The 25,824-nt window shown below is 65.0% G+C and carries 24 protein-coding genes and 1 tRNA gene; 17 read left to right on the plus strand and 8 right to left on the minus strand.

The window, feature by feature from the left end:
* Window positions 1–111: 111 nt before the first annotated feature.
* The 3 genes from G4Y73_RS00905 to G4Y73_RS00915 form a co-directional block, all read right to left on the minus strand.
* Window positions 112–3,195 (minus strand): efflux RND transporter permease subunit, encoded by a 3,084-nt coding sequence (locus tag G4Y73_RS00905; protein WP_164228477.1) that lies wholly within the window; start codon window positions 3,193–3,195, stop codon window positions 112–114.
* The gene (locus G4Y73_RS00910; protein WP_164228479.1) at window positions 3,192–4,319 is read right to left on the minus strand and encodes an efflux RND transporter periplasmic adaptor subunit; all 1,128 of its coding nucleotides are present in this window, start codon (window positions 4,317–4,319) and stop codon (window positions 3,192–3,194) included. The genes G4Y73_RS00905 and G4Y73_RS00910 overlap by 4 nt, the downstream gene beginning before the upstream one ends.
* Window positions 4,320–4,428: 109 nt before the next feature.
* Window positions 4,429–5,019, minus strand: coding sequence for a TetR/AcrR family transcriptional regulator C-terminal domain-containing protein (locus tag G4Y73_RS00915; protein ID WP_164228481.1), 591 nt, complete (start codon window positions 5,017–5,019; stop codon window positions 4,429–4,431).
* Window positions 5,020–5,179: 160 nt separating this feature from the next.
* On the opposite strand from G4Y73_RS00915, the gene fabA reads away from it, so the two are divergent.
* The gene (gene fabA, locus G4Y73_RS00920; protein WP_164228483.1) at window positions 5,180–5,707 is read left to right on the plus strand and encodes a bifunctional 3-hydroxydecanoyl-ACP dehydratase/trans-2-decenoyl-ACP isomerase; all 528 of its coding nucleotides are present in this window, start codon (window positions 5,180–5,182) and stop codon (window positions 5,705–5,707) included.
* Window positions 5,704–6,924 carry a beta-ketoacyl synthase N-terminal-like domain-containing protein gene (locus G4Y73_RS00925; protein WP_164228485.1) on the plus strand — a complete coding sequence of 407 codons (1,221 nt, stop codon included), beginning with the start codon at window positions 5,704–5,706 and terminating at the stop codon, window positions 6,922–6,924. The genes fabA and G4Y73_RS00925 overlap by 4 nt, the downstream gene beginning before the upstream one ends.
* Window positions 6,925–6,957: 33 nt before the next feature.
* Here the strand turns inward: G4Y73_RS00925 and G4Y73_RS00930 are convergent, their stop codons facing one another.
* The 4 genes from G4Y73_RS00930 to G4Y73_RS00945 form a co-directional block, all read right to left on the minus strand.
* Window positions 6,958–7,464 carry a helix-turn-helix transcriptional regulator gene (locus tag G4Y73_RS00930; RefSeq protein ID WP_240451112.1) on the minus strand — a complete coding sequence of 169 codons (507 nt, stop codon included), beginning with the start codon at window positions 7,462–7,464 and terminating at the stop codon, window positions 6,958–6,960.
* 109 nt (window positions 7,465–7,573) lie between these two features.
* Window positions 7,574–8,209, minus strand: a complete 636-nt coding sequence (gene queE, locus G4Y73_RS00935) for a 7-carboxy-7-deazaguanine synthase (RefSeq protein WP_164228487.1) — start codon at window positions 8,207–8,209, stop codon at window positions 7,574–7,576.
* Window positions 8,206–9,279, minus strand: a complete 1,074-nt coding sequence (locus tag G4Y73_RS00940; RefSeq protein ID WP_164228489.1) for a 6-carboxytetrahydropterin synthase — start codon at window positions 9,277–9,279, stop codon at window positions 8,206–8,208. Before G4Y73_RS00940 ends, queE begins: the two co-directional genes overlap by 4 nt.
* Before the next feature lie 75 nt (window positions 9,280–9,354).
* Window positions 9,355–9,431, minus strand: a tRNA-Met gene (locus tag G4Y73_RS00945).
* A gap of 176 nt (window positions 9,432–9,607) precedes the next feature.
* On the opposite strand from G4Y73_RS00945, the gene G4Y73_RS00950 reads away from it, so the two are divergent.
* Both G4Y73_RS00950 and G4Y73_RS00955 read left to right on the plus strand, forming a co-directional pair.
* Window positions 9,608–10,180, plus strand: a complete 573-nt coding sequence (locus tag G4Y73_RS00950) for a type VI secretion system tube protein Hcp (protein WP_164228491.1) — start codon at window positions 9,608–9,610, stop codon at window positions 10,178–10,180.
* A 50-nt stretch (window positions 10,181–10,230) separates the two neighbouring features.
* On the plus strand, window positions 10,231–10,629 hold the full coding sequence (locus G4Y73_RS00955; RefSeq protein WP_164228493.1) for a hypothetical protein: 399 nt from the start codon (window positions 10,231–10,233) through the stop codon (window positions 10,627–10,629).
* 6 nt (window positions 10,630–10,635) lie between these two features.
* On the opposite strand, the gene G4Y73_RS00960 is transcribed toward G4Y73_RS00955, so the two are convergent.
* Window positions 10,636–11,577, minus strand: a complete 942-nt coding sequence (locus tag G4Y73_RS00960; protein ID WP_164228495.1) for a carbohydrate kinase family protein — start codon at window positions 11,575–11,577, stop codon at window positions 10,636–10,638.
* Window positions 11,578–11,783: 206 nt separating this feature from the next.
* Between G4Y73_RS00960 and G4Y73_RS00965 the strand changes: the two genes are divergently transcribed.
* The 13 genes from G4Y73_RS00965 (at window position 11,784) to G4Y73_RS01025 (ending at window position 25,800) form a co-directional block, all read left to right on the plus strand.
* A complete protein-coding gene (locus G4Y73_RS00965; protein ID WP_164228497.1) occupies window positions 11,784–12,830 on the plus strand; it encodes a rod shape-determining protein in 1,047 nt (348 codons plus the stop codon).
* A 30-nt stretch (window positions 12,831–12,860) separates the two neighbouring features.
* Complete coding sequence (gene mreC, locus G4Y73_RS00970) at window positions 12,861–13,772, plus strand: rod shape-determining protein MreC (RefSeq protein WP_164228499.1); 912 nt, start codon at window positions 12,861–12,863, stop codon at window positions 13,770–13,772.
* On the plus strand, window positions 13,769–14,260 hold the full coding sequence (gene mreD / locus G4Y73_RS00975) for a rod shape-determining protein MreD (protein ID WP_164228501.1): 492 nt from the start codon (window positions 13,769–13,771) through the stop codon (window positions 14,258–14,260). The genes mreC and mreD overlap by 4 nt, the downstream gene beginning before the upstream one ends.
* 74 nt (window positions 14,261–14,334) lie before the next feature.
* On the plus strand, window positions 14,335–16,083 hold the full coding sequence (mrdA, locus tag G4Y73_RS00980; RefSeq protein WP_240451113.1) for a penicillin-binding protein 2: 1,749 nt from the start codon (window positions 14,335–14,337) through the stop codon (window positions 16,081–16,083).
* The gene (rodA, locus tag G4Y73_RS00985; RefSeq protein ID WP_346426809.1) at window positions 16,080–17,183 is read left to right on the plus strand and encodes a rod shape-determining protein RodA; all 1,104 of its coding nucleotides are present in this window, start codon (window positions 16,080–16,082) and stop codon (window positions 17,181–17,183) included. The genes mrdA and rodA overlap by 4 nt, the downstream gene beginning before the upstream one ends.
* Before the next feature lie 81 nt (window positions 17,184–17,264).
* Window positions 17,265–18,230: a lytic murein transglycosylase B gene (gene mltB / locus G4Y73_RS00990; RefSeq protein ID WP_164228504.1), complete on the plus strand. Its 966-nt coding sequence runs from the start codon at window positions 17,265–17,267 to the stop codon at window positions 18,228–18,230.
* Entirely contained in the window at window positions 18,227–19,006 is a 780-nt protein-coding gene (locus tag G4Y73_RS00995; RefSeq protein ID WP_205596440.1) for a septal ring lytic transglycosylase RlpA family protein, read from the plus strand. The genes mltB and G4Y73_RS00995 overlap by 4 nt, the downstream gene beginning before the upstream one ends.
* A 16-nt stretch (window positions 19,007–19,022) precedes the next feature.
* Window positions 19,023–20,186, plus strand: a complete 1,164-nt coding sequence (locus G4Y73_RS01000; RefSeq protein WP_205596441.1) for a D-alanyl-D-alanine carboxypeptidase family protein — start codon at window positions 19,023–19,025, stop codon at window positions 20,184–20,186.
* Window positions 20,186–20,455, plus strand: coding sequence for a DUF493 domain-containing protein (locus G4Y73_RS01005; RefSeq protein ID WP_164228508.1), 270 nt, complete (start codon window positions 20,186–20,188; stop codon window positions 20,453–20,455). The genes G4Y73_RS01000 and G4Y73_RS01005 overlap by 1 nt, the downstream gene beginning before the upstream one ends.
* Window positions 20,452–21,159, plus strand: a complete 708-nt coding sequence (gene lipB, locus G4Y73_RS01010; RefSeq protein WP_164228510.1) for a lipoyl(octanoyl) transferase LipB — start codon at window positions 20,452–20,454, stop codon at window positions 21,157–21,159. Before G4Y73_RS01005 ends, lipB begins: the two co-directional genes overlap by 4 nt.
* A gap of 1 nt (window position 21,160) precedes the next feature.
* The gene (locus G4Y73_RS01015; protein ID WP_164228512.1) at window positions 21,161–23,284 is read left to right on the plus strand and encodes a carboxy terminal-processing peptidase; all 2,124 of its coding nucleotides are present in this window, start codon (window positions 21,161–21,163) and stop codon (window positions 23,282–23,284) included.
* A 17-nt stretch (window positions 23,285–23,301) separates the two neighbouring features.
* On the plus strand, window positions 23,302–25,458 hold the full coding sequence (locus G4Y73_RS01020; protein WP_164228514.1) for a primosomal protein N': 2,157 nt from the start codon (window positions 23,302–23,304) through the stop codon (window positions 25,456–25,458).
* A 90-nt stretch (window positions 25,459–25,548) separates the two neighbouring features.
* Complete coding sequence (locus tag G4Y73_RS01025) at window positions 25,549–25,800, plus strand: type B 50S ribosomal protein L31 (protein ID WP_164228516.1); 252 nt, start codon at window positions 25,549–25,551, stop codon at window positions 25,798–25,800.
* Window positions 25,801–25,824 lie beyond the last annotated feature (24 nt).

Here is a 25,824-nt window from a genome sequence, read left to right on the forward strand (position 1 = left end):
CTCCAAGAAAGTGGCTCTGAGCGTTACCCAATTCATTGCGTAGCCCACTACGCTGGTCTCCTGATTGACTTGCTCGGTCAGGATTCTAGCATTTGCGGTGTAAGGCGCGGATCATGTCCATCGCCCGATGAAACGCTGCACCAGCACGAACAGGGTGGGTACGACCACCATCGTCAGCAATGTGGCGGTAATGATGCCGCCGATGATCACAGTGGCGATGGGTGAAAAGCGCTCGGCGCCGACGGCCATTTCCAGCGCCAGCGGCAGCATGCCGGCGATGGTCGAAAGCGCGGTCATCAGGATCGGGCGCAGCCGGGTGGCCACTGCCACGCCCACGGCCCGTGCCGGGCTGGCGCCGGTTTGCAGTCGCTGCCGCGCCAGGTCGAGCAGGATAATCGAATTGTTGACCACGATGCCGACGAGAAGAATGATGCCCAGAAGCGCCGACATGGACACGTACTTGTCGGCGATCAGCAGGGCCGACGCCACGCCGATGAACTGCAGGGGTACGGCCACCATGATGGTGATCGGGTGGGCAAAGCTGGAGAACTGCACCACCAACAGCAGGTAGACCGCCAGCGCCGAGAGCATCAGGGCTTTCATCATGCGAGCCCGGGCTTCGCCGAAGTCTTCCTGCTCGCCGACCAGGGCGACCTCGAGACCGGGCGGCGCCTCGAAGCCAGCCAGGCGTTCACCGACATCGGCGACCACCGCAGACAAGGGCCGGCCGGCGTGGTAGCCGAGGATTTCGAGCGTGCGCAGCCCGTCCTCGCGGGTGAGAATGCGCGGACCCCGGGCCCTCTCCAGCGAGGCAATCTCGCGCAGCGGCACACTGCCGGCCGGCGTGCGGATGACGATATTTTCGAGGTCGTCGATCTGCGCGCGCTGCTCGGGCCTGTAGCGCACAACCACGTCCAGGTCCCTTCGGGGCGGCTGTCGGTAGCGGGTGGCGACATGGCCGTCGATGGCGCGATGCACGGCCGAGGCGGTGCGGCGCGCGCTCAGGCCCAGTTCGCTGACGCGATCCTCGTCGAGGTGGACCCGTACCTCCGGCGTATCCAGCGACCAGTCCTTGTACAGGTCAGTCATGCCCGGGATACCGGTCAGGTGCTCGAGCAGGCGGGTACCGGCCTCGTCGAGCCCGGCCGGATCGTAGCCGGAAATGCGCACCACCACGGGGGCGGCGGTACTGCTGCGCGCCGTGCCGCCCATTTCCTTCGGTACGCCCAGCATCACGCCCGGGGTGTGTTCGAGTGCCCGCCGGACCTCGTCCATGATTTCCCACTGGCTGGACTCGCGTTCGGTGCGCGGCACCAGGCTGACCGTCACCTCGGCCTGGTTGGGATTCATCGCCCCGCGCTGTCCCATCGAGCGCGCTCCCGGTTCGTGGCCGACGCGGATGCCGACGTCGAGCACTTCCTCGCGGCCGACCAGTACATCCTCGATCACGCCCAGGGTCGCCACCGTGTCCTCGATCGCGGTGCCCGGTACCGTGTCGACAATGACCTGGAAGCTACCCGAGTCGAAGCGCGGCAGCATTTCGCTGCCGATCAGGCGCAGCATGCCGAAACTGGCCACCAGTAGCACGGCAGCCAGGCTCAGCGTGATGACGGGATGGCGCAGTGCCCCCCACAGGGCCGCAAGGTAGCCGTGGCGGGTGGCTCGCATGGCCCGGTCCAGGGTGCCGGTGATGCGCCCCGGCGATGCGTCGGGGTCGTTGGGCCTGAGCCACCACACCGCCAGTAGCGGGATGAGGGTGACGGCTACGACGAACGACGAGCCCAGGGCAAAGGCCAACGTCATCGCCAGGGGGCGGAACAGTTCGCCGATGAACCCGCCCATGAAGATCAGCGGCACAAGTACGCCCAGGGTCGTCAGCGAACCGCCGAGTTTGGCGCCCAGAATTTCGCCGGTGCCGTCCATGGCAGCACGCGTGGCGCTGATATCGCGCTCGCTCAGGTGGCGGTGAATATTCTCGAGGATGACAATGCCGTCGTCGACCAGCAACCCGATGGCCAGGATCAGCGCCGACATGCTGACCATGTTGAGGTCCAGGCCCGCCATCTGCATCAGCATGAAGGTGCTCAGGAATGCGGCTGGAATCGACAGCGCGATGATCAGGGCCTGGCGCCACTGGGCCAGAAACAGCAGCACGACAATCATGGTCAGGCCTACGGCCACCATCACCGTGCTGGTCATGTCGTCGATGACCTTTTCGGTAAAGACCGAATCGTCGTCGGCGATGACCAGCTCGATTTCGGGCAGTTCCCGGGCGAGTTCGTGCACCGCCTCTCGCACACCGGCGGCCACCTCGACAGTATTGGCGTCGTCGCGCCTGAGGATCTGCACGGCGATGGCCCGGCGTCCGTTGTGGCGATAAGCCGAGCGCTGCTCTCCGGGGGTCAGCTCCACTTCGGCGACGTCGCCCAGGCGAACGAAACGGCTGCCGGCGGCCTTGAGCACGATGTTTTCGGCATCCTCGGCCGAGGTCAGGGGCGCGTCGAAGCGCACCACCGCCTCACGCCGGCCTTCGTCGATGCGCCCGCCGGGCGCACTCAGATTCCAGTCGTCGAGGGCGGCCATAACCTGGTCGGTGTCGAGGCCGGCGGCGTCGAGCCGATCGCGGTCGACGGCCACGTGCAGCTCGAGCTTGTGCCCGCCGAAGATGTCGACCGCGGCGACGCCCGCGACGCGCTCGAGTCGATCGCGCACGGTATTGTCGGCCAGCTCGCGCACCTGTTCGATGGGTAGTGCCTGCGAGACCAGCGCCAGGGTAACGATCGGTTTGTCGGCGGTGGAGAACTCCAGCACCTGCGGTTCTTCGATGCCGTCGGGCAACTCCTGGCGAATGCGTCCGATGGCGTTCTGTACATCGACGGCGGCCAGGGCCGAGGTGGTTCCAAAGCCGAACTCCGTGCGCACCACCGAAAGACCGACCTGACTACTGGAGCTGAGGCTGGTGATGCCGTCGAGGCTGGCGAACTCTTCTTCCAGTAGCCGGGTGAGGTCGTTGTCCACATCGGCCGTGGCCATGCCGGGGAACTGCGTGATCACGGTGACCGTCGGCGGATCGGTATCGGGGAACAGGCGCACCGGCAACTCGTAGCGCGCCTGCAGCCCAAGCACCAGGGCGGCGATGATCAGCGCGATCACCATGTGGCGGTGATCGAGTACCCATTGTGGCCAGCGGCTCATGATCCGGACCGGCCGTGCTCAACGCGAATGCGTGTGCCGTCGCTCAGGCGCGGATCGGCGGTCACGATGACGTGCTCGCCGGGCTCCAGCCCCGCTACGATGAGAATGCGGCCGTCCTCGCCGGGGCCGGTTTGTACTATGCGTCGCCGCGCCTTCTCGCCGTCGTACACATAAACCCAGCTGGCCCCGTGTTCGCTGTGGATGGCCTGGGCCGGCAGGGTCAGGGCATCGTCCCAGGCCCCGAGGCGGGCATGAACCACCGCGGCCATGCCCACACGCACGCCCGCGGCGAGTTCGGGCAGCAGCACGGCGATTGTGGCGTTTCGCGTGCCATCATCCAGCAGCGGGTAGATGCGATCGACGCGACCGTGCTGCTCACGATCAAGGGCGGGTACTGCCACTGTCACCGGAAGCCCCTCGCGCACCAGGTCGATATCGGTCTGGGCCACGCGCACTACCGCCTTGAGTGTATCGTCGGCGATCAGTTCGAGCACGGGGCTGCCGGCGCGCGCCAGCTCACCACGCTGGACGTGCAGGCGCTGCACGGTACCGGCAAAGGGCGCGCGGCCGCTTGCGTATGCCAGCCGCGTCTTGATCAGTGTGAGGTTGGCCTCGGCCTCGCGTTTTTGCGCGGCCAGGGAATCAACGCGCTGGGCTGCGTCGTCGAGCATCTTCTCGGGGGTGAGTTTGCGTGCGAACAGATCGCGCTGGCGCTCGAGCTCGCGGCGTGCGTTGTCGAGCTCGCCGCCGGCCCGCTCGATCACCGCCTTCAGACGCTCCTGCTCGGCCTGCAGCTCGGCATCGTCGAGGCGAAAGACGAGTTCGCCGGCACTGACGCGCTCGCCTTCACGGTAAGGCAGTTCCAGCACGGTGGCGGTCAGCTGGGCCGAGAGCGTGGCGCGCTGGTCGACATCAATGTTGCCGCGCCAGCTTCGGTGTACGGAAAATGATCTCGGTTCGACGGCCTCGACCTGCACCGGAATCGGCGGCTGGGGCCGGGCTGGTTCGGGATCGACTGTCTCCCGGTACTTGACCACGGTAGCCCAGCCGATCCAGGCCACGAGGCCGAGCCCCAGGGCCAGGCCGATCAGGGTTCCGGGCGAAGGTCTGGCGGGAAGTTTCATGTCTGTCTCCGGGCCCGTTGCTTGGGCGGGCTGTGTGGCGATTGCCAATGCAGTTGCATCGAATTCATATTTGATAGTAAGTACTTACTTGCTTAAATGCCTAAATTTTTTACCGCTTGAGCAGTGCCGGCTCCAGCAGTCGCCACAATGACGCCGACTCGTTCGGGAGTTCAAAGTCGAAGTCGTGGATCGACCAACGCATCACCAGCCCCTGGATCATGGCCAGAATCAGGCGGGCAGTCTCGTCGGCGTCCAGGTCGGGTCGAAATACTCCCGATGCCACCCCATCGCGCAACAGGTCCGCGACGGTGTTTGAGTAGGCCTCCATGATCCTGCCGACCGAGCGCTTCAAGTGCGTGTTTTCCTGGTGCAATCGCTCGGAAAACAGCAGCCGCGGCAGGCCACGATGCTTGGCGATGAACGAGAGCTGTTGCTCGAGCAATTGGCGTAAGCGCTCGTCGGCCGGCCCGGTGCCGGCCGCAACCGATCCGACCACACCGAGCAGTTGGCGGGCGATCCACTCGATTACCGCCTCGAGAATCCGGTCGCGGGTCTTGAAATGCCTGAAGACCGTCGGCTGGGCGATGCCCACCCGGTCGGCAATCGCCTGGGCCGTGATCTGGCCGCCATCTTTCTCGGCGGCCAGGTGGATTACGGCCTGCACGATCTCCTCGCGTCGCTGTTCGCCGGATTTACGCATCTCAATCAATGTAAGTGAGCACTTGCTTATTTATAAGAGCTGCCGCGCTGCATGTCAAGAGCGGCAAGTTGACCAACGGTCAAAAAGAAAGCACCCAAAGTCAAGCGGGCCCGGGCGCTGCTCGTTATGCTGCTGGTCTACCGATCACCAAGCCTGCTTCATGAACCGACCTGACCATTACGACAAGGAAGCGCTCGTCGCTTGCGGCCATGGTCGTCTGTTTGACGGCGACATGCGCCTGCCCACCGACGAGATGCTGATGTTCGACCGCATCTCAAGCATCAACGACGACGGTGGCGCATACGGCCGGGGCGAGGTGGTGGCCGAACTCGATCTGCACCCGGATCTATGGTTCTTTCGCTGCCATTTCGAGAACGACCCGGTGATGCCCGGCTGTCTGGGGCTGGATGCCCTGTGGCAGCTGGTCGGATTTTTCCTGGCCTGGAACGGCGGCAAGGGTCGCGGGCGCGCGCTCGGGGTTGGCCAGGTCAAGTTCTTCGGTCAGGTGCTGCCCGACAACCGGCTGGTTCGCTACCGGCTCGATATCCGCCGCGTCATGCGGCGCGGCCTGGAAATGGCCATCGCCGACGGCACGGTCTCGGTCGACGACCGCGAAATCTATTCCGCGAAGGATTTGAAGGTGTGCCTGTTCACGTCCATGGAAGCCTTCGGAGGGCAGGATCGATGAGACGGGTGGTAGTGACCGGCATGGGTATTGTCTCCAGCCTGGGCGTTGGCCTCGAGACCGTTAATGAATCCCTGCGTCAGGGCCGTTCGGGACTGGTGTTCAGCGACGAGGCGCGCGAGGCTGGTTTGCGCAGTCATGTCTGCGGGGGGATCGACTTTGACCTCGAAGCCAATATCGATCGCCGCCTGCGGCGGTTCATGTGTCCGGGCGCCGGCTACGCCTGGCAGGCCATGCGCGAGGCGATCGCGTGTGCCAATCTGGACGAGGGCCGGGTGCGCTCGGAACGGACCGGCCTGGTTGCCGGCGCCGGCGGCAACTCCAGCGTGGAGTTGATCGATGCGGTCGATACCCACCGTGAGCGCGGCATCCGCAAGGTCGGGCCGTTTCGTGTACCCAAGACCATGAGCAGCTCGATCAATGCCTGTTTGAGTACGGCCTACGGGATTCGCGGCATCAATTACGGCATCACTTCGGCCTGTGCCACCAGTGCGCACGCGATCGGCCACGCCGCCGACTTGATCGCGCTCGGCCGCCAGGACGTCATGTTCGCCGGCGGGGGCGAGGATGTGCACTGGACCCTGAGCATGCTGTTCGACGCCATGGGCGCGCTGTCGACCCGCTACAACGAAACGCCCGAGCGCGCATCGCGCACCTACGATGCCGACCGTGACGGTTTCGTCATCTCCGGCGGCGCCGGCATGCTGGTCCTCGAGTCGCTGGAGCACGCACAAGAGCGCGGTGCCGAGATCATCGCCGAGTTCGGCGGTTTCGGCGCCACCTCCGACGGTGCCGACATGGTCCAGCCCAGCGGCGAAGGCGCGGCGCGCTGCATGCGCCAGGCGATGGCAACCGTCGACGAGCCGATCGCCTACATCAACACCCACGGCACCAGCACGCCGGCCGGCGATATCGTCGAGCTGGAATCGATTGCCGAGGTGTTCGGCGGCGACATCCCGCCGCTGAGTTCGACCAAGCCACTCACTGGCCATTCCCTGGGGGCGGCCGGCGTACACGAGGCCATCTATTGCCTGCTGATGCAACGCGGCCGCTTCATCACGCCCTCGGCCAACATCGAGCGGCTCGACGAGAGAGCCGAGGGCTACCCGATCGTGCGCGAGCGCCGCGAAGATATCGACTTGCCGGTGGTGATGAGCAACAGCTTCGGCTTTGGTGGCACCAACGCCAGCCTGGTTTTCAAGCGATCGGAGTCGCACTGAGCCGGTGACGAAGCGGGCTGTTTGGCCGCCTGGCTAGGTCCGGTGGGAATCCCGGAAGTGGGCCGGTGATTGCCCCATCCAGCGCTTGAACGCTCGGCTGAAGGCGCTCAACTCGGAAAAGCCCAGTTGGTGGGCGACCTCCGTGAGCGTGCGCCGGCGATCACGCAGAAACACCAGGGCCTGTTCGCGACGCGCCTGGTCGAGCAGGGCGGCGAAGGTCTGGTTCTCCTCCTTGAGACGCTTGTACAGGGTCTGCCGGCTCATGTTGAGTTGGTCGGCAATATCGGCGACCCGGGCGCGGCCGTTCGCCAGCTGCCGGTCGATCAGCGCGCGCACCAGCATGGTGAAGCGAGGCTGGCAAGCCATGCTGCTCTGGATGAGTGGCCACAGCTGCGCCATCTGTGACGGTGAAAGGTCGGGGTTGCAGGTGTCGAGCCGGTCGGCGGGAATCCGGGTCTGCTGGGCCAGCTCCGCCGGAGACAGGCCGGCCGAACCCAGATAGCGCAGCATCGCTTCAGCCAGTTCCCTGATCGAATTCATGAGTACGAAACCTCCACCGCTTGGCTCAGGCCTGCAACAGGCAGCCGATGGTACACCGCGGACTGCGGGGAGTGCGAATTGCCGGCGACCGGACAGTCGGTTCCAGGACTCAGGGGATTCCCAGCAGTTTGTGGGTTTGCAGGCTCAGGCGCCACCGCGGGTGGTGCAGGCAGTAGTCGATGGCCGCCTGGCTGTTCTCGGCCAGATGCGGCCCGTCCATGGGCTGTAACAGAAAGTGTCGAAACGCCAGATGTTCATAGGATTCGGGATCGACGTTTTCCTGGGGAAAGACCAGCTTCAGCTCGTCGCCGGATTGCTGCACCAGGTCGGCCCCGGCCTTGGGGCTGACGCACAGCCAGTCGATGCCTGTCGGTGCGGCGATGGTGCCGTTGGTTTCAACCGCCACCTCGAATTCGCGCCTGTGCAGTGCGGTGATGGCCGCTTCGTCGAGCTGCAGCAGCGGTTCGCCGCCGGTGCAGACGACCAGCCTCGGGCCGTTCGCTTCTGGCGGCCAGTGTCGGGCCACGGCAGTAGCCAGCGCCTCGGCGTCGGCGAACTTGCCGCCGCCCGGTCCGTCGGTACCGACGAACTCGGTGTCGCAGAACTGGCAGATGGCCCGCTGCCGATCCTTCTCGCGCCCCGACCACAGGTTGCAGCCGGTAAAGCGCAGGAACACGGCCGGGCGGCCGGCGTTGAGGCCTTCGCCCTGCAAGGTATGGAAAATCTCGCGCACGCTGTAGGTCATGGCACCAGCAGTCCGCGTTCGTCGGGCCGGCGGCACAGCAGCGCACCGCAGCCGGGCGTGGACAGGACATCGATTCGGCTCAGGCCCGGCAGTGCGGCAGCCATTTCCGCATCGATATAAGCCGCGATCGACGCCGGGTCATTGTCCGCCAGTCCGGGTTGTTCATGAAGGGGTTGGTGGTCGAGCGCGCGAAAGACGGGATCGAAGCGGTGCTTGACATCGCCGTAGTCGTACACCCAGCCCATCACTTCGTCGAGTCCGCCGGCCAGATGTAGTCGCGTGGTGAACGTGTGGCCGTGAATCAGTTGCCTCCGATCACCCTCGGGCGCGCGCGCCAGCCGCACCGCGCTGTCAAAGGACATCGACTTCCAGATGCGCCAGCGCTCGCCGTCGAAATGGCAGCCGGCCGAGCCCGTTTCCATCACCGTGACGCCGACCCGGTCGGGCAGTGCTTCCTCGAGCCGCTGCCAGATCCACCGTGCCAGCACCTCGCTGGTCGGATTCTCGAGCCCCGGCAAGTCATTGAGGCAGGCCAGGTGCAGCTGCCGTTGCAGCGGTTGCCAGGCACGGGCAATCCCCTGCTGCGCCGCGTGTGCCTCAGCGTCCGGTTCGATCGTGCCATACAGGGTGACCTCGAAACCGTGCCCGTGCATGCGGCCGCACTTGTGACCGGGCGGCACATGGGGCAGGCGGTGGGCGGCCTCCAGACGAAATCGCTGCCAGGCCAGGCGCTCGCCCCCGGACTTGACGATCGCGCCCCGATCGGGAGCGCTACGCAGATCGAGCGCGCTTGGCGCTTCGAGATTCAGCGTCGTCAGAATCGACCCGGCCAGCGCCGCGTCGTCGGCGTTCTCGACATGGTCTTCAAGCAGGCTGTAGTCGAGTGGTGCGACGGCGGCTGCCAGCTGCTCGGCCAGCGTATCGACTTCGGCGCCAGGGAAAGCCGCGTCGAACGAGCGTGGTGCAGCCACGAGCCGGGCGCAAAAGCCATGACCGTGCAGGTCGCCACCGGTGCGCCGCGCCGCCTCGAAGGACTGTGCCGCGCTGAAATAGAGGGAACGAAGACTCATGCGCTGGGATCGGGCGCTGCCCGAATCGGAAGGGCACGAGCCCAATGGAGGAATTCGGCGCTGCCCGGGAAATAATGGTGGCTACGGGTGGACTCGAACCACCGACCCCAGCATTATGAGTGCTGTGCTCTAACCGACTGAGCTACGTAGCCACAAGCGAGCCGGATATTGTTCGTTTTTTACCTTTCAAAGTCAAGGCACAGAGGGCTTTTGGGCGCCGGCCGAGCGGGGATGACATGGCGTGATGGGCCGCACACTATCGAATCAGATGATTGACACGGATCAACCCTGGTGCTTTACTTGATCGATACCACCGGGAGTGTCCACCATGGGGAGTTCCATTCAGCGTTCGGCCGTGTTTCGCGGTTGCGTTAGTGGGGTGCTATTGCTGTTGGCCGGGTTCGCCAGTTTACCGGCGATTGCCCAGGATTTTCTGGTCATGCAGGCCACCTGCGGCTCGGTTCTTACAGTGGGGGAAGGCACTCGCCCGGGACTGGAAGACTACGTCGAGATCGGTTCTTTCCATCACGGTGTATCCAACACCGTCGTGTTTGGCGGTTCCGGCCCGACCATCGGCAACACCATGTTCGACTCATTCCGGGTGGTCAAGGCCGTGTCGCGCAGTTCGATCGGGTTGGTCGAAGCGCTGGTCACTGGCCAGAGTTGTCCGGAGATTCGCATCGAGCGCTGGGGCCCGGACCCGAGCTCCGGCGAGAGCGTGCAGCGCTGGCGCGTGGTGCTGTCCAAGGCCTTCGTCAACGAGCGCAAGGAATGGCATGCCGGGAATGAAGGTCAGGCCGAGGAATCTCTCGGCTTCATCGCCGAGGAAATAGAGTGGACCTACTTTGACGGGAAAGGAGAGGTTATCACCTCGTGGAACTTTGTCGCCCAATCCAAGTAGGCAGTGGGTGGCGGCTTCTGCCGTTCGCTGGCCTGCTGGTCTGTGGCTCGGTGGTCGCCGGTCCAGTTCGCGTCGTCGTCGATGGTGAGCGGCTGGATCAGCTTTCGGTGGAAGCCGTCTTTGGCCTGCCTGACGGCACGCAGCAGACCTGGCAAGCCCTGCTGGCCGGCTGTTTCCCCCAGCAGGGCGCCGGCCTGCTGGTCTACGATCCCGATCTCGGCAACTGCCTGCCGTTTGATCAGGCGCTGCCATCGGAGTGGCCGGATGCTTTCGATCTCGAGGCCGGCGTGGTGATCTTCGATACGCTCACGCGCGAAACCTGCCTGCCCGGTGAATGCGTTGTGACCGTCGGCGGTGCCCCGGCCGGCGGTGACCCGGGCCCGGGTCCCGGCGAGCCGCCCGACCCGATCTTTGCCGATGACTTCGAGTTGCTGGTGCCGCAGTCCTGACTTGCGTTACTGTGGCAGCGGTCGGTCGAATTCGGACTCGAACCGTTCGGCAACTTCCTCCGGCGTGAAATCGTGGTTCTGCGGGCCGGACTCGGCGATCTTGAGTGCGCCGATCACTGAGCCCAGGCGGCATGCGTCGGCCGGGTCCCAGCCGCGTTCGAGGCCGAACAGCAGCCCCGCACGATAAGCATCTCCGCAGCCGGTCGGGTCGGTGATCTTTGCGGGCTTGACTGCCGGAATGTGCGTCTTGCCATCGCCGGTCCAAAGTTCCGAGCCGTCGCCGCCGAGGGTGATGACCAGTCCGCCGGAGAGCCGCGAGGTGATGTCTTCGTGTGCCCAGCCGGTCTTCTTCTTGAGCATTTCCCACTCGTAGGAATTGACTGCGAGCCAGTCGGCGTTCTCGATCATGCGCTTGAGTTCGTCGCCGGAAAACAGCGGCAGGCCCTGGCCGGGATCGAAAATATGCGGGATGCCCGCTTCGCGGAACTGCTCGGAATGGTCGAGCATGGCCTGCTTGCCGTCGGGTGAGACGATGCCGAAAGCGATGTCGCGGTCTTCGGGCACCGGCTGGCAGTGGGCCTCGTTCATGGCGCCGGGGTGGAAGGCGGTGATCTGATTGTCGTCGAGGTCGGTGGTGATATAGGCCTGCGCCGTCCAGTGGTCGCCCAGACAGCGCACGTAGTCCTGGTTGATGTCCAGGCGCTCGAGGTGGCGGGCGTACTCGTCGAAGTCCGGGCCGACGGTGGCCATCGGCAGCGGCTCGCCGCCGAGCTGCTGCAGGTTGTAGGCGATGTTTCCGGCCGTTCCGCCGAAATTGCGGTGCAGTTCCGGCACCAGGAAGGCGACGTTGATCATGTGGGTCTTGTCGGGAAGGATGTGGTCCTTGAACCGTTCCGGAAAGACCATGATGTTGTCGTAGGCCAGCGAGCCGCAAATCAGGACGGACATGGGGCGATTACCCAGGGGATGAAAAACAGCACGCTATTGTACCGAATCGGCTCCGAACACCGTCGCGTCCGAGCAGGGTCGTTCGGACCCCCCTTAAATACCCTTCGATTGTGCGTCTTCACACATTTTTACTGTTGCCGGAAGTCACTGTCGTTGCTACATTAGTCGGTCTTTTGCAATCCTGACTGGCGACCCCTCTAGAAATCATGTTCAAGCGACTGCGCGGTTTATTCTCCAATGACCTGTCCATTGACCTGGGCACGGCCAATACCTTGATCTTCGTTCGCGGCCAGGGCATCGTGCTCAATGAGCCCTCCGTCGTGGCGGTGCGCATGGAGCGCGGTCCCGGCGGGCCCCAGGAAGTCGCTGCCGTGGGCGCCGAGGCCAAGCAGATGCTCGGTCGCACACCGGGCAACATCCGCACCACGCGGCCGCTGAAGGACGGTGTGATCGCCGACTTCAACATGACCGAGCAGATGTTGCAGCACTTCATCAAGAAGGTGCATTCCTCACGCTTTCTGCGGCCGAGCCCGCGCGTGCTGGTGTGCGTGCCCTGCTCTTCGACCCAGGTCGAGCGCCGCGCCATCAAGGAATCGGCCGAGGGTGCCGGCGCGCGCGAGGTCTTCCTGATCGAGGAGCCGATGGCGGCGGCGATCGGCGCCGGCATTCCGATCCACGAGGCGCGCGGTTCGATGGTGCTCGACATCGGCGGTGGCACCACCGAGGTCGCCGTGCTCTCGCTCAACGGCATTGTCTACTCCAATTCCGTACGCATCGGCGGCGACCACTTCGACGAGGCCATCGTCAACTACGTGCGCCGCTCCTACGGCACCCTGATCGGGGAATCCACCGCCGAGCGCATCAAGATGGAAATCGGCTGTGCCCACCAGCAGGACGATATCTCCGAGATCCAGGTTTCGGGTCGCAACCTGGCCGAGGGCGTGCCCAAGATGATCACGCTCAACAACAACGAGGTGCTCGAGGCGCTCAGTGAGGCGCTGTCGAGCATCGTCAGTTCGGTCAAGACCGCGCTCGAGCAGACGCCGCCCGAGCTGTGTGCCGACGTGGCTGAAACCGGCATCGTCCTGACCGGCGGCGGCGCACTGCTGCGCGGACTCGACAAGTTGCTGATGGAAGAGACCGGCCTGCCGGTGATCATCGCCGATGACCCGCTTACCTGCGTGGCCCGTGGCGGTGGTCGGGCGCTGGAGCTGATGGATGAGAACAAGGGTGACTTCTTCTTTGCGGCCTGATGTCACGGTGCGCGGGGGTTTTAGCGAAAAGTGACTCCTGGCGGCAGTGCATGGCCGGCGGCGATCGACAGCGATGCGGCCGCCCGCATCGCCCGGCTGATGTTCTATGCACTGCTTGCTGTTGTTCTGATGACCCTCGACCATCGCGGTCAGTACGTCGAGCAACTGCGTGCGCTGGGTTGGCGTGCGGTCGAGCCGGTCATCATGGCTGTCGAAGCGCCCTTTGCGCTCGGTCAACGCCTGGGTGAGGAGCTGCGCGACCGCCACGAGCTGATGCAGACCATCGAGCAGCTCGAGCTCGAACGGCGCGAGCGCCGCGCCGAGCTGGCGTTGCTCGAGGAACTCGCGGACGACAACCGGGAACTGCGCGCACTGCTCGAGGCCACCCGCCGGGACCTGCCCGACTTCCAGGCTGCCGAATTGATGCACATCGATCTCAATCCGTGGTCGCATCGGGTGGTCATCAACCGCGGTGGCCGTGACGGCCTGCAGGCGGGTCAGCCGGTCATGGACAGTCGGGGTGTGATCGGCCAGGTCGACGAGGTCGGCATGCATACCGCGCAGGTCATTCTGATTTCCGATCCGGACCATGCCTTGCCGGTTCGGGTTCAACGCACCGGTTTGCGCACCGTGGCCTACGGCAGCGGTCGCATCAATCAGCTGCGGCTGACCGACCTGCCGATGAATGTCGATCTCGATCCCGGTGACCGCCTGCTGACATCAGGGCTGGGCGGCGCATTCCCGGCCGGGCTGCCGGTGGCGGAAATCGAAACCGTTTCTCGACCCTCGGGTGAGGCTTTTGCCCTGGCCGAAGCGCGGCCGCTGGGTCGCCTCGACCGCTCTCGCCACGTGTTGGTGGTCGACGCGCCCATTGCACAGACGTCGCCAGAAAACGAAACAAGCGTAGAAGAAGACCCGGCGCCGGAGCCCGAGACACCATGAGCGCGCGCGAACGCGGCCAATGGACCCTGCTGGCCTCGCTGGTCGCCGTTGTGGTCCTGACACTCATGCCGTTGCCCGCTGTGGCCGAGGATGCCCGGCCCTACTGGGCGGCACTGGTCATGATCTACTGGAATCTCGAAGGCGGCCGCCTGCGCTATCTGGGCCAGGCTTTCATCGGCGGGCTGGTACTGGATTTGCTGACCGGCTCGCTGCTGGGGCAGCATGCCCTGAGCCTATTGATCATCAGCTACCTGGTCGAGCGCTTTCGTTTTCGTATCCGCTTCTTTCCGCCCTGGCAGCAGGCGGCGGTGGTGATGCTGCTGCTGTTCAATGACCGCATTGTGCAACTGTGGATCATCGGGCTGGTGGGGGATCGCTGGCCCAACTGGCAATGGTGGCTGGCGCCGGTGATCGGCATGCTGATCTGGCCCTGGCTGTTCCTGTTGCTCGATGCCTTTCGACAGCGAGAGCGCCGGGTTCGGTCATGATCGCGCGTTCTCGCTTGGCCAGGCTCGTGGATTCGCGCGCCGAACTCGCGCTGGTCCGATCGCGATTCAACTTCATGACCGTAGTAATGTTGCTGGTGATCGGCGCACTGGCGCTTCGCCTGGCGCTTTTGCAGCTTGATGATCACGAACAATACGTGGCTCGCGCCGATGACAATCGGGTGAGTCTGCGCGCCCTGGCGCCCAATCGTGGCCTGATCCTCGATCGTCAGGGTCGGGTACTGGCCGAGAACCGGCCGGCCTACCGGCTGGTGATCGTACCCGAGCGTACCGCCGATCTCGATACCACCCTGGCCCGGGTTGCCGACCTGGTCGCAGTCAGTGCCGACGAGCGGGAGCGATTCCAGCTTCAAAAACAACGTTCGCGCCCGTTCGAATCGATCACGCTCAAGAGCAACCTGACCGAAGAGCAGGTGGCGCGCCTGGCCATTCATCGACATCGTATCGAGGGCATCGACATCGAGCCCTATCTGACCCGTCACTACCCGCACGGCGAGCTGTTCGCCCACCTGGTCGGCTACGTGGGCCGGCTCGACACGCGTGATCGGGAGCGACTGGAGGCCGACCGCTACCGGGCCACCACCCACGTCGGCAAGACCGGGATCGAGCGTCAGTACGAAGGGCGTCTGCACGGTCATGCCGGATTCGAGCGAGTCGAAACCAACGCCAGCGGGCGGGTACTGCGCGTGCTCGAGCGCACCGATCCGCGTCCGGGCGAGGATCTGCGCCTGAATATCGACCTCGACGTGCAGCGGGCCGCCTATGAAGCTCTGGCCGAATTTGCCGGTGCCGTGGTCGTGCTGCACGTGCAAACCGGCGAGGTGCTGGCCCTGGTGAGCAAGCCGGGCTTCGATCCCAATCTGTTCGTGCATGGCATCGGGCACGGTGCCTATAACGACTTGCTGACCGACTTTCACCAGCCCTTGTTCAACCGCGTGCTGGCCGGCGGCTACGAACCCGGCTCGACGGTCAAGCCCTTCATTGCCCTGGCCGGGCTGCAGACGGGGGAGATTTCGCCCGAGACCACGGTCTTTTCCGGCGGCACTTTCCGTCTGCCCAACCACCGCCGCGTCTATCGCGACTGGAAGGATGGCGGCCACGGTCGCGTCGATCTCGAGCTGGCCCTGGCCGAGTCCGTCAATGTGTACTTCTACCGTCTTGCCGTGGACCTGGGCATCGACCGCATCTCGCGCGAGTTGGCGCTGTTCGGCTTCGGTCGTGCCACCGGCCTGGATCTGCCTGGTGAAATCAGCGGGATATTGCCGACACGCAGCTGGAAGCGTGCGACCTTCGGCCAGCCGTGGTTCCCCGGTGAAACGGTGATTACCGGCATTGGCCAGGGTTTCACGGTGGTCACGCCGATTCAGCTGGCGCACGCCACGGCCGCGCTGGCCGGGCGTGGGCAGACGGCGCCGCCCGCGCTGGTCGATCGCAGGGAGCCGGTGCAGATGGTGCGCCACGATGAGGCCTGGTGGCAGGCTATCCACGAGGGCCTGGAAGCGGTGGTGCACGGCGCGCGCGGCACGGCCCGCGCGATCGGGCCCGAACTGCTCGTGAACATGGCCGGAAAGACCGGCACTGCCCAGGTCTTCACCCGCCCGGAAGAGCTCGAAGGTTTCGAAGAGCGCGAGCAGGAAGACCTGCCGGAGTTTCTGCGCAACCACGCATTGTTTACTGGTTTCGCCCCGGCCGATGAACCACGCCTGGTGGTCACCGTGGTGGCCGAGCATGGCGGCGGCGGCGCCTCGGTTGCGGCACCGATTGCGGCGAGTGTCCTGAATGCTGCGCTGGAGGCGGGGCTGTGAGGCTGCGTCCGGGTTCGCTCCTGGCCAGCTGGCTCGAGCGCTTGCGGCTCGACCCCTGGCTGCTTTTGCTGCTGCTTACGCTCATGAGTTTTGGTCTGCTGGTGCTCTATTCCGCGGCCGAGCAGAGCATTGGCCTGGTCTGGCGCCAGGCCGTGCGCATAGGCCTTGGTCTGCTGGTGATGCTGGTGATTGCCCAGATCCCGCCGCGCCTGCTCAAGGTCTGGGCGCCATGGTTGTTCGGCCTGGCCGTATTGTTGCTGGTTGCGGTGGTGTTCTTTGGCGTCGGCCGCGGTGCACAACGCTGGCTCGACCTCGGCCTGCTGCGTTTTCAACCTTCCGAGGCGATGAAGCTGGCACTACCGCTGATACTCGCCGTCGTGTTGCACCGGCGCAGCCTGCCGCCGGACTGGCTCGCCCTGGGCATGGTTGTCGTGCTGGTTGCCATCCCGGTCGGCCTGATCGCCATCCAGCCCGATCTCGGAACCGCATTGCTGGTCGGGATCAGCGGTGCTTGCGTGCTGTTCCTGGCCGGGCTGCGTTGGCGCATCATTCTCGGGCTGGGGGCTGTCTTCGCGGCTGCGGCGCCGTTTTTGTGGCTCAATCTGCACGAATACCAGCGCGATCGGATCCGCACCTTTCTCAATCCCGAAAGTGACCCGCTCGGTGAAGGCTGGAACATCATCCAGTCGAAAATCGCCGTCGGTTCTGGCGGCTTGACCGGCAAGGGCTGGCTGGAAGGCAGCCAGTCGCACCTCGAGTTCCTGCCCGAACCGCATACCGATTTCATTTTCTCGGTGCTGGCCGAGGAGTTCGGCTTTATCGGCGTGGTCGCCGTGCTGGCACTGTATGCCGCGATTATCCTGCGCGGCATGCACCTGGCTTCGCAGTGTCGAGACAGTTTCGGGCGGATGTTGGCCGGTGCCATGGTTTTCATGTTTTTCGTTTACCTGGCGGTCAACGTCGGCATGGTCTCCGGCGCGTTGCCGGTCGTCGGCGTGCCCCTGCCGCTGATCAGCTACGGCGGCACCTCGGCGGTGACCCTGCTGGCCGGATTCGGCTTGGTGATGGGGCTGTACAGCCGCCGCCGATTCATGGGATAGAATTCAGACTTGGCGAAGGGGCTCAAACTTTTTCTTTACTCGGCCCTCTATATTCTGAAATCCCCCGAAGTGAGAGACCTGATGCTGCAAAGACTGCTGCCCGCGCTGGCCCTGTTGTTGGTTGCCCCGATTGTCCCGGCCGAAGAGCCGCATCCGGGCGCGGATGAATTCGTGGAAATGGCAGTCGAGGAACACGGGCTCGATCGCGAGCGGGTGCGCGCGGTGCTGGCCGAAGCGCGCTACCAGCAGTCGATCATTGACGCCATCACGCGGCCGGCCGAGGGCAAGCCCTGGCACGAGTACCGCAAGATTTTTGTCACCGATACCCGCATCAGTTCGGGCGTGGAATTCTGGCGTGCCAATGCCGAGTTGCTCGAGTCGGTTTCCGAGCGCTTCGAAGTGCCGATCGAAATCATCGTCGCCATCATGGGGGTCGAGACCAGCTACGGCATGAATACGGGCAGTTACCGGGTGATCGATGCACTGGCCACGCTCGGTTTCTACTATCCCCGGCGGGCGAGTTTCTTTGCCGGCGAGCTGGCGCATTTCCTGCGCCTGGCCGACGAGGAGTCGCTGCCGGTGACCGAGGTGCGTGGTTCCTACGCCGGCGCCATGGGCGTGGGCCAGTTCATTCCGTCGAGCTACCGCGCCTATGCCGTCGATATGGACGACAGCGGCAGCCGCGATCTTTGGCGCTCCCTGCCCGATGCCGCCGGTTCGGTTGCCAACTACCTGGCCCGCCACGGCTGGGAGGCGGGCGAGCCGATCGTGCTGCCGGCCCGGGTTCCGGACGACGCTGAGTTGCCGGAGTTCGGGCGCAAGCTCGAGCACAGCCTGGCTGACCTGGCCGAGCTGGGCGTCGAGTTCGATGCCGACGGACTGCCCGACGACACGGCGGCCACACTGGTCGAGCTCGAGCAGGGTGACGGATCCGAATACTGGATCGGCCTGAACAATTTCTACGTCATCACCCGCTACAATCGTTCGCCCCTTTACGCCATGGCCGTCACTCAGTTGGCCGATGCCATTCGGGAGGCGCGTGAGTGAATCAGCGTGCGCTGCTCATAGTGTTGCTTACGACGATCCTGGCCGGCTGTGGTCGCGAGGCCATTCGCGAGCAGCCGGACGGGCCGCCGGACGAACGTTTCGACCCGGCCATGATCGAACGCCCGGAGCCGCGTCCCGAGCCGCGCAGTGCCTACGGCAACCACAGTCCCTACGAGGTGCTGGGCCGAACTTATCGCGTCATGAACCATGGCGGCGGCTACCATGAGCGGGGCATCGCCTCCTGGTACGGAAAGCGTTTCCACGGTCGTCCGACCTCTTCGGGCGAGCCCTATGACATGTACAAGCTCACCGCCGCCCATCGCACCCTGCCGCTGCCGACCTGGGTGGAGGTCACGCGCGTGGACACGGGCAAGTCGATCATCGTGCGCGTCAACGACCGCGGGCCGTTTCATCCTGACCGCATCATCGACCTGAGCTGGGCAGCAGCCAGCGAACTGGGCATGACCGAATTGGGCACGGCACCGGTGGAAGTGCGCGCCATTACCTTCGATGAAGATGGCACGACGCCGCGCCCGGCTCGAGTGCCGGTATTCGTCCAGGTAGGCGCGTTTTCCGAGCACCAACGGGCACAATCGGTCGCGCGCGACCTTGAACGCGCCGGAATCGGTCCCATTCACACCGAACGGGCCCGCACGCCGGCCGGCCGGATCTGGCGCGTTCGACTCGGTCCCGTTGAACAGGCGGGCGATGCGATCGGCCTGGTGAACCGCGTGGCCGAACTCGGCCTCGGGCCGGCCCGATACGTCTATCCTTGAGAGAACTGACCGACTGATGACTTCAATGCAACGAAACGTTTCCCTGATTTGCGGCCTGCTGTGGCTGATCGCGTCATCCGCTTTCGCCCAGTCGCCGGTGCCGGCGGCCCCGTCGGTGGGCGCCACCAGCTACGTGCTGGTCGATTTCCATAGCGACACCGTCATCGCCGAGCAGGACGCCGACGCCCGGGTCGAGCCGGCATCGATCACCAAGATCATGACCTCCTACGTGGTTTTTCGGGAAATCGCTGACGGCAACCTGGCGTTGGCCGACGAAGTGCTGATCTCGGAAAAGGCCTGGCGCACGGAAGGCTCGCGCATGTTCATCGAGGTCGGCAATCGGGTCACGGTCGAGGAACTGCTCAAGGGCGTGATCATTCAGTCCGGCAACGACGCCAGCGTGGCCCTGGCCGAACACGTCGGCGGCAGCGAGGAGGTGTTTGCCGGCATGATGAACGAGGAGGCGCGCAGGCTGGGCATGAGCGATACCCGCTACGTCAACGCCACCGGCCTGCCGCATCCAGAGCAGTACACGAGTGCGCGCGACGTCGCCCGCCTGGCCGCCGCGCTGATCGAGGAGTTCCCGGACTTCTATGCCTGGTATTCCGAGCGCGAATTCACCTACAACGAAATTCGCCAGCACAACCGCAACCGCCTGTTGTGGCGTGATCCGTCGGTCGACGGGCTCAAGACCGGCCACACCGAGTCGGCCGGTTATTGCCTGGTGACCTCGGCCATGCGCGACGGCATGCGCCTGATCAGCGTCGTCATGGGCACCGACAGCGAAGAAGCCCGGGCGACGGCCAGCCAGTCGTTGCTCAACTACGGGTTTCGCTTCTTCGAGACTTACCAGCTCTACGAGGCCGGCGACGAGCTCAGCGTCGAACCGCTCTGGAAGGGCCAGGCCGACGAGGTGGCGCTGGGTGTGACCGATGAGTTGTTCGTGACCATTCCGCGCGGCCGCTACGACTCGCTCGAGGCGCGCATGGAAGTCAACGGCACCCTGACCGCGCCGGTCGAGCAGGGCGAGCAGGTGGGTCGCCTGATCATTTCGCTCGATGACAACGACCTGGTCGAGCGGCCGCTGGTCGCCCTGGCGGGTGTCGAGCAGGCCGGGTTCTTCGGTCGCTCCATCGACGGCATCCGGCTCTGGGTGGGCGGCCTGTTCGGTGGTGACTGATGGCCGGCGACGCTGACAGCCCGCTGGAATTTCCCTGCCGCTGGCCGGTCAAGGCCATGGTCGAAGCCGGCGAGGATGCCATGCACGATGTCCTGGCGGTGATCGCGCGCCATGCCGAGCTGCCCGATGAGCACGATGTGCGTGTGCGCCCGAGCCGGCACGGCCGCTACGAGAGCATCACCGTGACCATCGAGGCGCAGTCGCGCCGGCACCTGGAAATCATCTACACCGAGATTCGGGCGCTGGATGTGGTGAAGATGACGCTATGACTTGTCGGGACTCGGGACTCGGGACTCGGGACTCGCACGAACTCATCGTGCGGCAGCTGGGGCGTCAGCCCTACGAGCCGGTGTGGGCGGCGATGCGGGATTTTACCGACGCGCGCGATGGCGACACGCCCGACGAGCTGTGGCTGGTCGAGCACGAGCCGGTTTTTACCCAGGGCCTGGCCGGCAAGCCCGAGCATGTCCTCAACCCCGGCGATATTCCCATCGTCCAGACCGACCGCGGCGGGCAGGTGACCTATCACGGGCCCGGGCAGGTGGTGGCCTATCCCTTGCTCGATCTCGAACGCATGGGCGTAGGCGTGCGCTGCTTGGTCGACCGGCTCGAACAGGCCGTGATTGACGTCCTGGCCGCCGAGCGAGTCGAGGCGGGGCGGCAGGAAGGCGCCCCGGGCGTATTCGTGGGCGAGGCCAAGATCGCCTCGATCGGCCTGAAAGTGCGCCGCGGCCGGACCTATCACGGCCTGGCCTTCAACATCGACATGGACCTGACGCCGTTTTCGCTCATCAACCCCTGCGGTTTTTCCGGTCTGGCCATGACCCAGGTGGTTGATCACGTCGATGGCGCCACCTGGGGGGGCATGGCCGATCGGCTCATCGAGGCGTTCTGCACGGTCATGGGTTACCATGCGGAATGGCCCGAAATTTCACCCCGGCAAACTTCCACGGCTCGAACCGGTCATAGCTGACATGAAAACATTGACTCTCAGAATCTCCCTGATCGCCCTGCTGGCCGTACTCACCGTTCCGGCCCTGCTGCAGCGGCCCGACAGCATGGCCAGCGCGGCGCCGGCCGAGCCGACACGGCTCGAGCCCGAGGCCAAGCACCGTTTTGCCAGTCGCCTGGCCTCGCGCTTCATGACGAGCTACCACTATCGCAGCCCGGACATGGACGAGGCCTTTTCCGAGCGGGTGTTCAACCAGTACCTGTCGGCCCTCGACCCCAACCGCATGTATTTCACCGCGGCCGATATCGAAAAGTTGTCGGAGTACCGGCCGCACATGGCCAACGCGATCAAGTCGGCCGATCTCGAGCCGGCCTACGAGGTCTTCAATCTCTACGTCGAGCGGGTCGACGAGCGCACCGCACACGCCCTCTCGCTGCTCGAAGATCGCTTCGATTTCACCGTCGACGAGGACTATCATTTCGATCGCAGCGAGGACCCCTGGGCCGAAGACAGCCAGGAACTCGACGAGATCTGGAGAAAGCGCGTCAAGAACGACTGGCTGCGGCTCAAGCTGGCCGACCAGGAAGAAGACGAAATCGTGGAAACGCTCAGCGAGCGCTACGAAAACCTGCGCCGCCGCATCCACGAATTCAACAGCGAAGAGGTGTTCTCGTTCTTCATGAACGCGTTCACCCGCTCGATCGAGCCGCACTCTTCCTACATGTCGCCGCGCACCTCGGAGAATTTCGAGATCTCGATGCGGCTGTCGCTCGACGGTATCGGCGCCATGCTGCAGCGCGAAACCGAATACACCACCGTGGTCGAGGTCGTCCCGGGCGGCCCCGCCGAACTCGATGGTCAGTTGAAAGAGGGTGACCGCATCGTGGCGGTTGGCCAGGGTGATGACGAGGAGATGGTCGACGTGGTCGGCTGGCGCCTCGATGACGTGGTTGACCTGATTCGTGGCGAGCGCGATACCGTCGTGCGTCTGGAGATCCTGCCGGCCGACACCGGCCTGAGCGGGCCGTCGGAGCAGATCCGTCTGGTGCGCGACGAGGTCAAGCTCGAGGAGCAGGCCGCGAGCAAGGAAATTATCGAGGTCCCGGCCGGCGACGAGACCCGCCGTATCGGCGTGGTGCGCGTGCCGGTGTTCTATGTCGACTTCGAGGGCCGCTCGCGCAATCAGCCCAACTACCGCTCGAGCACGCGCGACGTGCGCCGGCTGGTCAACGAACTCAAGGACGAGAACATCGATGGGCTGCTGGTCGATCTGCGCGGTAACGGCGGCGGCGCCCTGGTCGAAGCCACCACCATGACCGGCCTGTTCATCGACACCGGTCCGATCGTGCAGGTGCGTGACTCGCGCGGTCACGTCAAGCTTGAAACCGACAACGAGCCGGGCATGGCCTGGGAAGGCCCGCTGGCCGTGCTGGTCGACCGCCGCAGCGCCTCGGCTTCTGAAATTTTCGCCGCCGCCATTCAGGACTACGGCCGCGGCGTGATCATCGGCGAGCCGACTTTCGGCAAGGGCACGGTCCAGAACCTGATCGACCTGGACAACATGGCCCGTAGCGAAGACACGCAATTGGGTCAGCTCAAGCTCACCATGGCGCAGTTCTACCGCGTGGCCGGCGGCTCGACCCAGAACAAGGGCGTTGTCCCCGATATTCGTCTGCCGACGCCCGGTGATCCTGAGGAGTACGGCGAAAGCGCGCTGGACTTCGCCATGCCCTGGGCCGAGATCGATGCGACCGACTACACGCCGGTGGCCGATCTCGAGCCGCTGGTCGAACTGGCCCGTCATCGCCACGAGATGCGCCTGGAATCCGACGAAGAGTTGGTCGAGTTGCTCAAGGACATGTCGGAATGGGAAAAGGATAGTGAGCGCGACTCGATCTCGCTGCTCGAATCCGTGCGCCGTGAAGAAATGGACGAGGCCGAAGAGCGCCGTTCGGACCAGTTCGCCGGTGCCGACGAGGAACTCCTGGGCGACGAGGTGGATAGCGACGAGGCTGACGCCGACGCCGACGAGTCCGAAGAGGAAGAGGAGCCGGACGTCTATCTGACCGAAACCACCCGTATCCTCAGTGATCTCATCGGCCTTGACCGCGAGCGCCTGCTGGCGCACCGCCAGGTCGAAGAGTGATTGCACACGCTGACTGAATGAAAGGCGCGGGGCGGGCAGTGGCACAGGTGGCCGTGCCGGTTCCGGTGCCGCGCCTGTTCGACTACCTGCCCGAGAACGCAAGCGCCGAGCTGCCTCCACCTGGCAGCCGGGTGCTGGTGCCGTTTGGCAGCCGGCGCCTGGTCGGACTGGTGATGGGCCATTCCCAGGCCTCGCCCGAAAACCGCTCGAATCTCAAGCCGATCGAACGCCTGCTCGACGCCGGACTGATTGCTCCCCCTTTGCTCGAACTGATCGACTGGTGCGCGCGTTACTACGCTTTCGCGCCGGGCGAGGCCGTCAATCTGCTGCTGCCCGGCGCCTTGCGGCGAACGAGAGAATTCCGCGAGCCGCCGCCGGGCGCCTACGAATTGACCGAAAAAGGCCGCGAGGCCTCACTCAAGCGCGCCCCGAGCCAGGCCGAAATCCGCGATTTGCTGGCGGCCGGACCCAGGGCGCGTGAGGAACTGCTCGAGCACGCCGGCACCGAGGTGCTGCGGCGCATGGAATCCGGCGGCCTGATCCGCGCCAGCGATTCCGATCCCCAGCCTGAAGCGGTCGCCGGCCCGGAACTGAACGCCGAGCAGCGCGCGGCCGTCGCTGCCATCGTTCACCATCGCCGGCGTTTCAGCTCTTTCCTGCTGGCCGGCGTGACCGGGTCCGGAAAAACCGAGGTCTACCTGCAGGCCGCCCGGCGGCTGCTGCGCGGTTGTGGCCAGGTGCTGATCCTGGTGCCGGAAATCGGTCTGACGCCGCAACTGGTTCGGCGCATCGAGTCGCGTCTGGGTCACCAGGCGCATGTCTACCATTCGGGCCTGAGCGAGGGCGAACGCCTGGCCTGCTGGCAGGCAGCGCGCAGCGGCCGGGCGCGGGTGATCGTCGGCACGCGCTCGGCGGTGTTCATGCCACTGGTGCAGCCGGCGCTGATCATCGTCGACGAGGAACACGACGGCTCGTTCAAGCAGGCTGAAGGCGCCCGCTATCACGGCCGCGATGTGGCGGTACTGCGCGCGCGCTCGGCCGGCGTACCGATCGTGCTCGGTTCGGCCACGCCCTCGCTGGAGAGCCTGCACAACGTCGGGCAGGGTCGTTATCAAATGCTGACCCTGTCACGCCGGGCCGGCGCCGCGCGCCAACCACGCTGGCGCATCATCGATGGTCGCGGCAGCAAGGCCGAACTGCACCCGCAGTTGGTCGAAGCAATGCAGCGCCATCTTGCCGAAGGCGGCCAGGTCCTGCTCTACCGCAACCGGCGCGGCTACGCCCCAGTACTGATGTGTGCCGAATGTGGCTGGCAAGCCGACTGCCAGCGCTGCAGCGCGCACCTGACCGTGCACCAGCGCCAGGGTCGGCTGCAGTGCCATCACTGCGGCGCGCAGCGGCCGGTTCCGCGGCGCTGTCCGGATTGTGAGTCACCGGAGCTGCTTTCGCTCGGCGCCGGTACCGAGCGCCTTGAAGATTGCGTCGTCAGCGCCTGCCCTGACGTGCCGGTGCATCGCGTCGACCGCGATGCCATGAGCGGCAAGGACGATTTCGAAAAGCTGCTGGAAACGGTCCGGGGAGGCACCCCCTGCGTGCTGGTCGGCACCCAGATGCTGGCCAAGGGGCACCACTTGCCGGGCGTGACCCTGGCGGCGGTGCTCGATGTCGACCAGGCCCTGTTCAGCGCTGATTTCCGGGCCCCAGAGCGGCTCGGCCAGGTCATCGCGCAGGTGGCTGGTCGGGCCGGGCGGGGCGATCGCTCGGGTGAATTCCTGATCGTCACCCGTCATCCCGAACATCCCTTACTCGAAGCGCTGGCGCGCGGCGACTATCTGACTTTCGCGCGCTCCTTGCTGGAAGAACGGACCCAGGCCCAATTGCCGCCGGCCCAGGCGCTGGCGCTGGTGCGGGCCGAGGCGCACGAGGCCGAAGCGGCACGAACCTTCCTGGTCGAGGCCGGCCGGCTGCTGGCCTGTCGCGGCCTCGAGATTCACGGCCCCCTGCCGGCCATCCTGGCTCGCCGCGGCGGCTACTGGCGCTTTCAGTTGTGGCTGCAGGCCGACAACCGGGCCGCCCTGGTCAACCGCATCGCCGAGCGCCTGCCGGCCCTGCACGAACTCAAGTCGGCCCGCCGCGTGCGCTGGCACGTGGACGTCGATCCGCTGGAGCTGTAAACTGGTGCGCGCAGCATGCCTTGAAGGAACAGCAAAAATCAGCAATAATAGCCGGCTATTTTCGCCAGACCGACCCAGGAATTGAGTGTCATGAAACCCGAAATTCATCCCGAGTACCGCGAAGTGGTGTTCCAGGACCTGTCCAGCGACCTGATGTTCAAGACTCGCTCGACCGTCCATTCGCAGGAAACCATCAAGTGGGAAGACGGCAACGAGTACCCGCTGGTCAAGGTGGAAGTCTCGAGCAAGTCGCACCCGTTCTACACGGGCAAGCACAAGATCATGGATTCCGGCGGCCGCGTCGACCGCTTCAAGCAGCGTTACGGCAAGGGCAAGAAGTAAGCCCTGTCGCCTGATTTGCGGGCG

Origin of the sequence: Wenzhouxiangella sp. XN201 (genome assembly GCF_011008905.1) — a bacterium.
Classification (GTDB): Bacteria; Pseudomonadota; Gammaproteobacteria; order Xanthomonadales; family Wenzhouxiangellaceae; genus Wenzhouxiangella.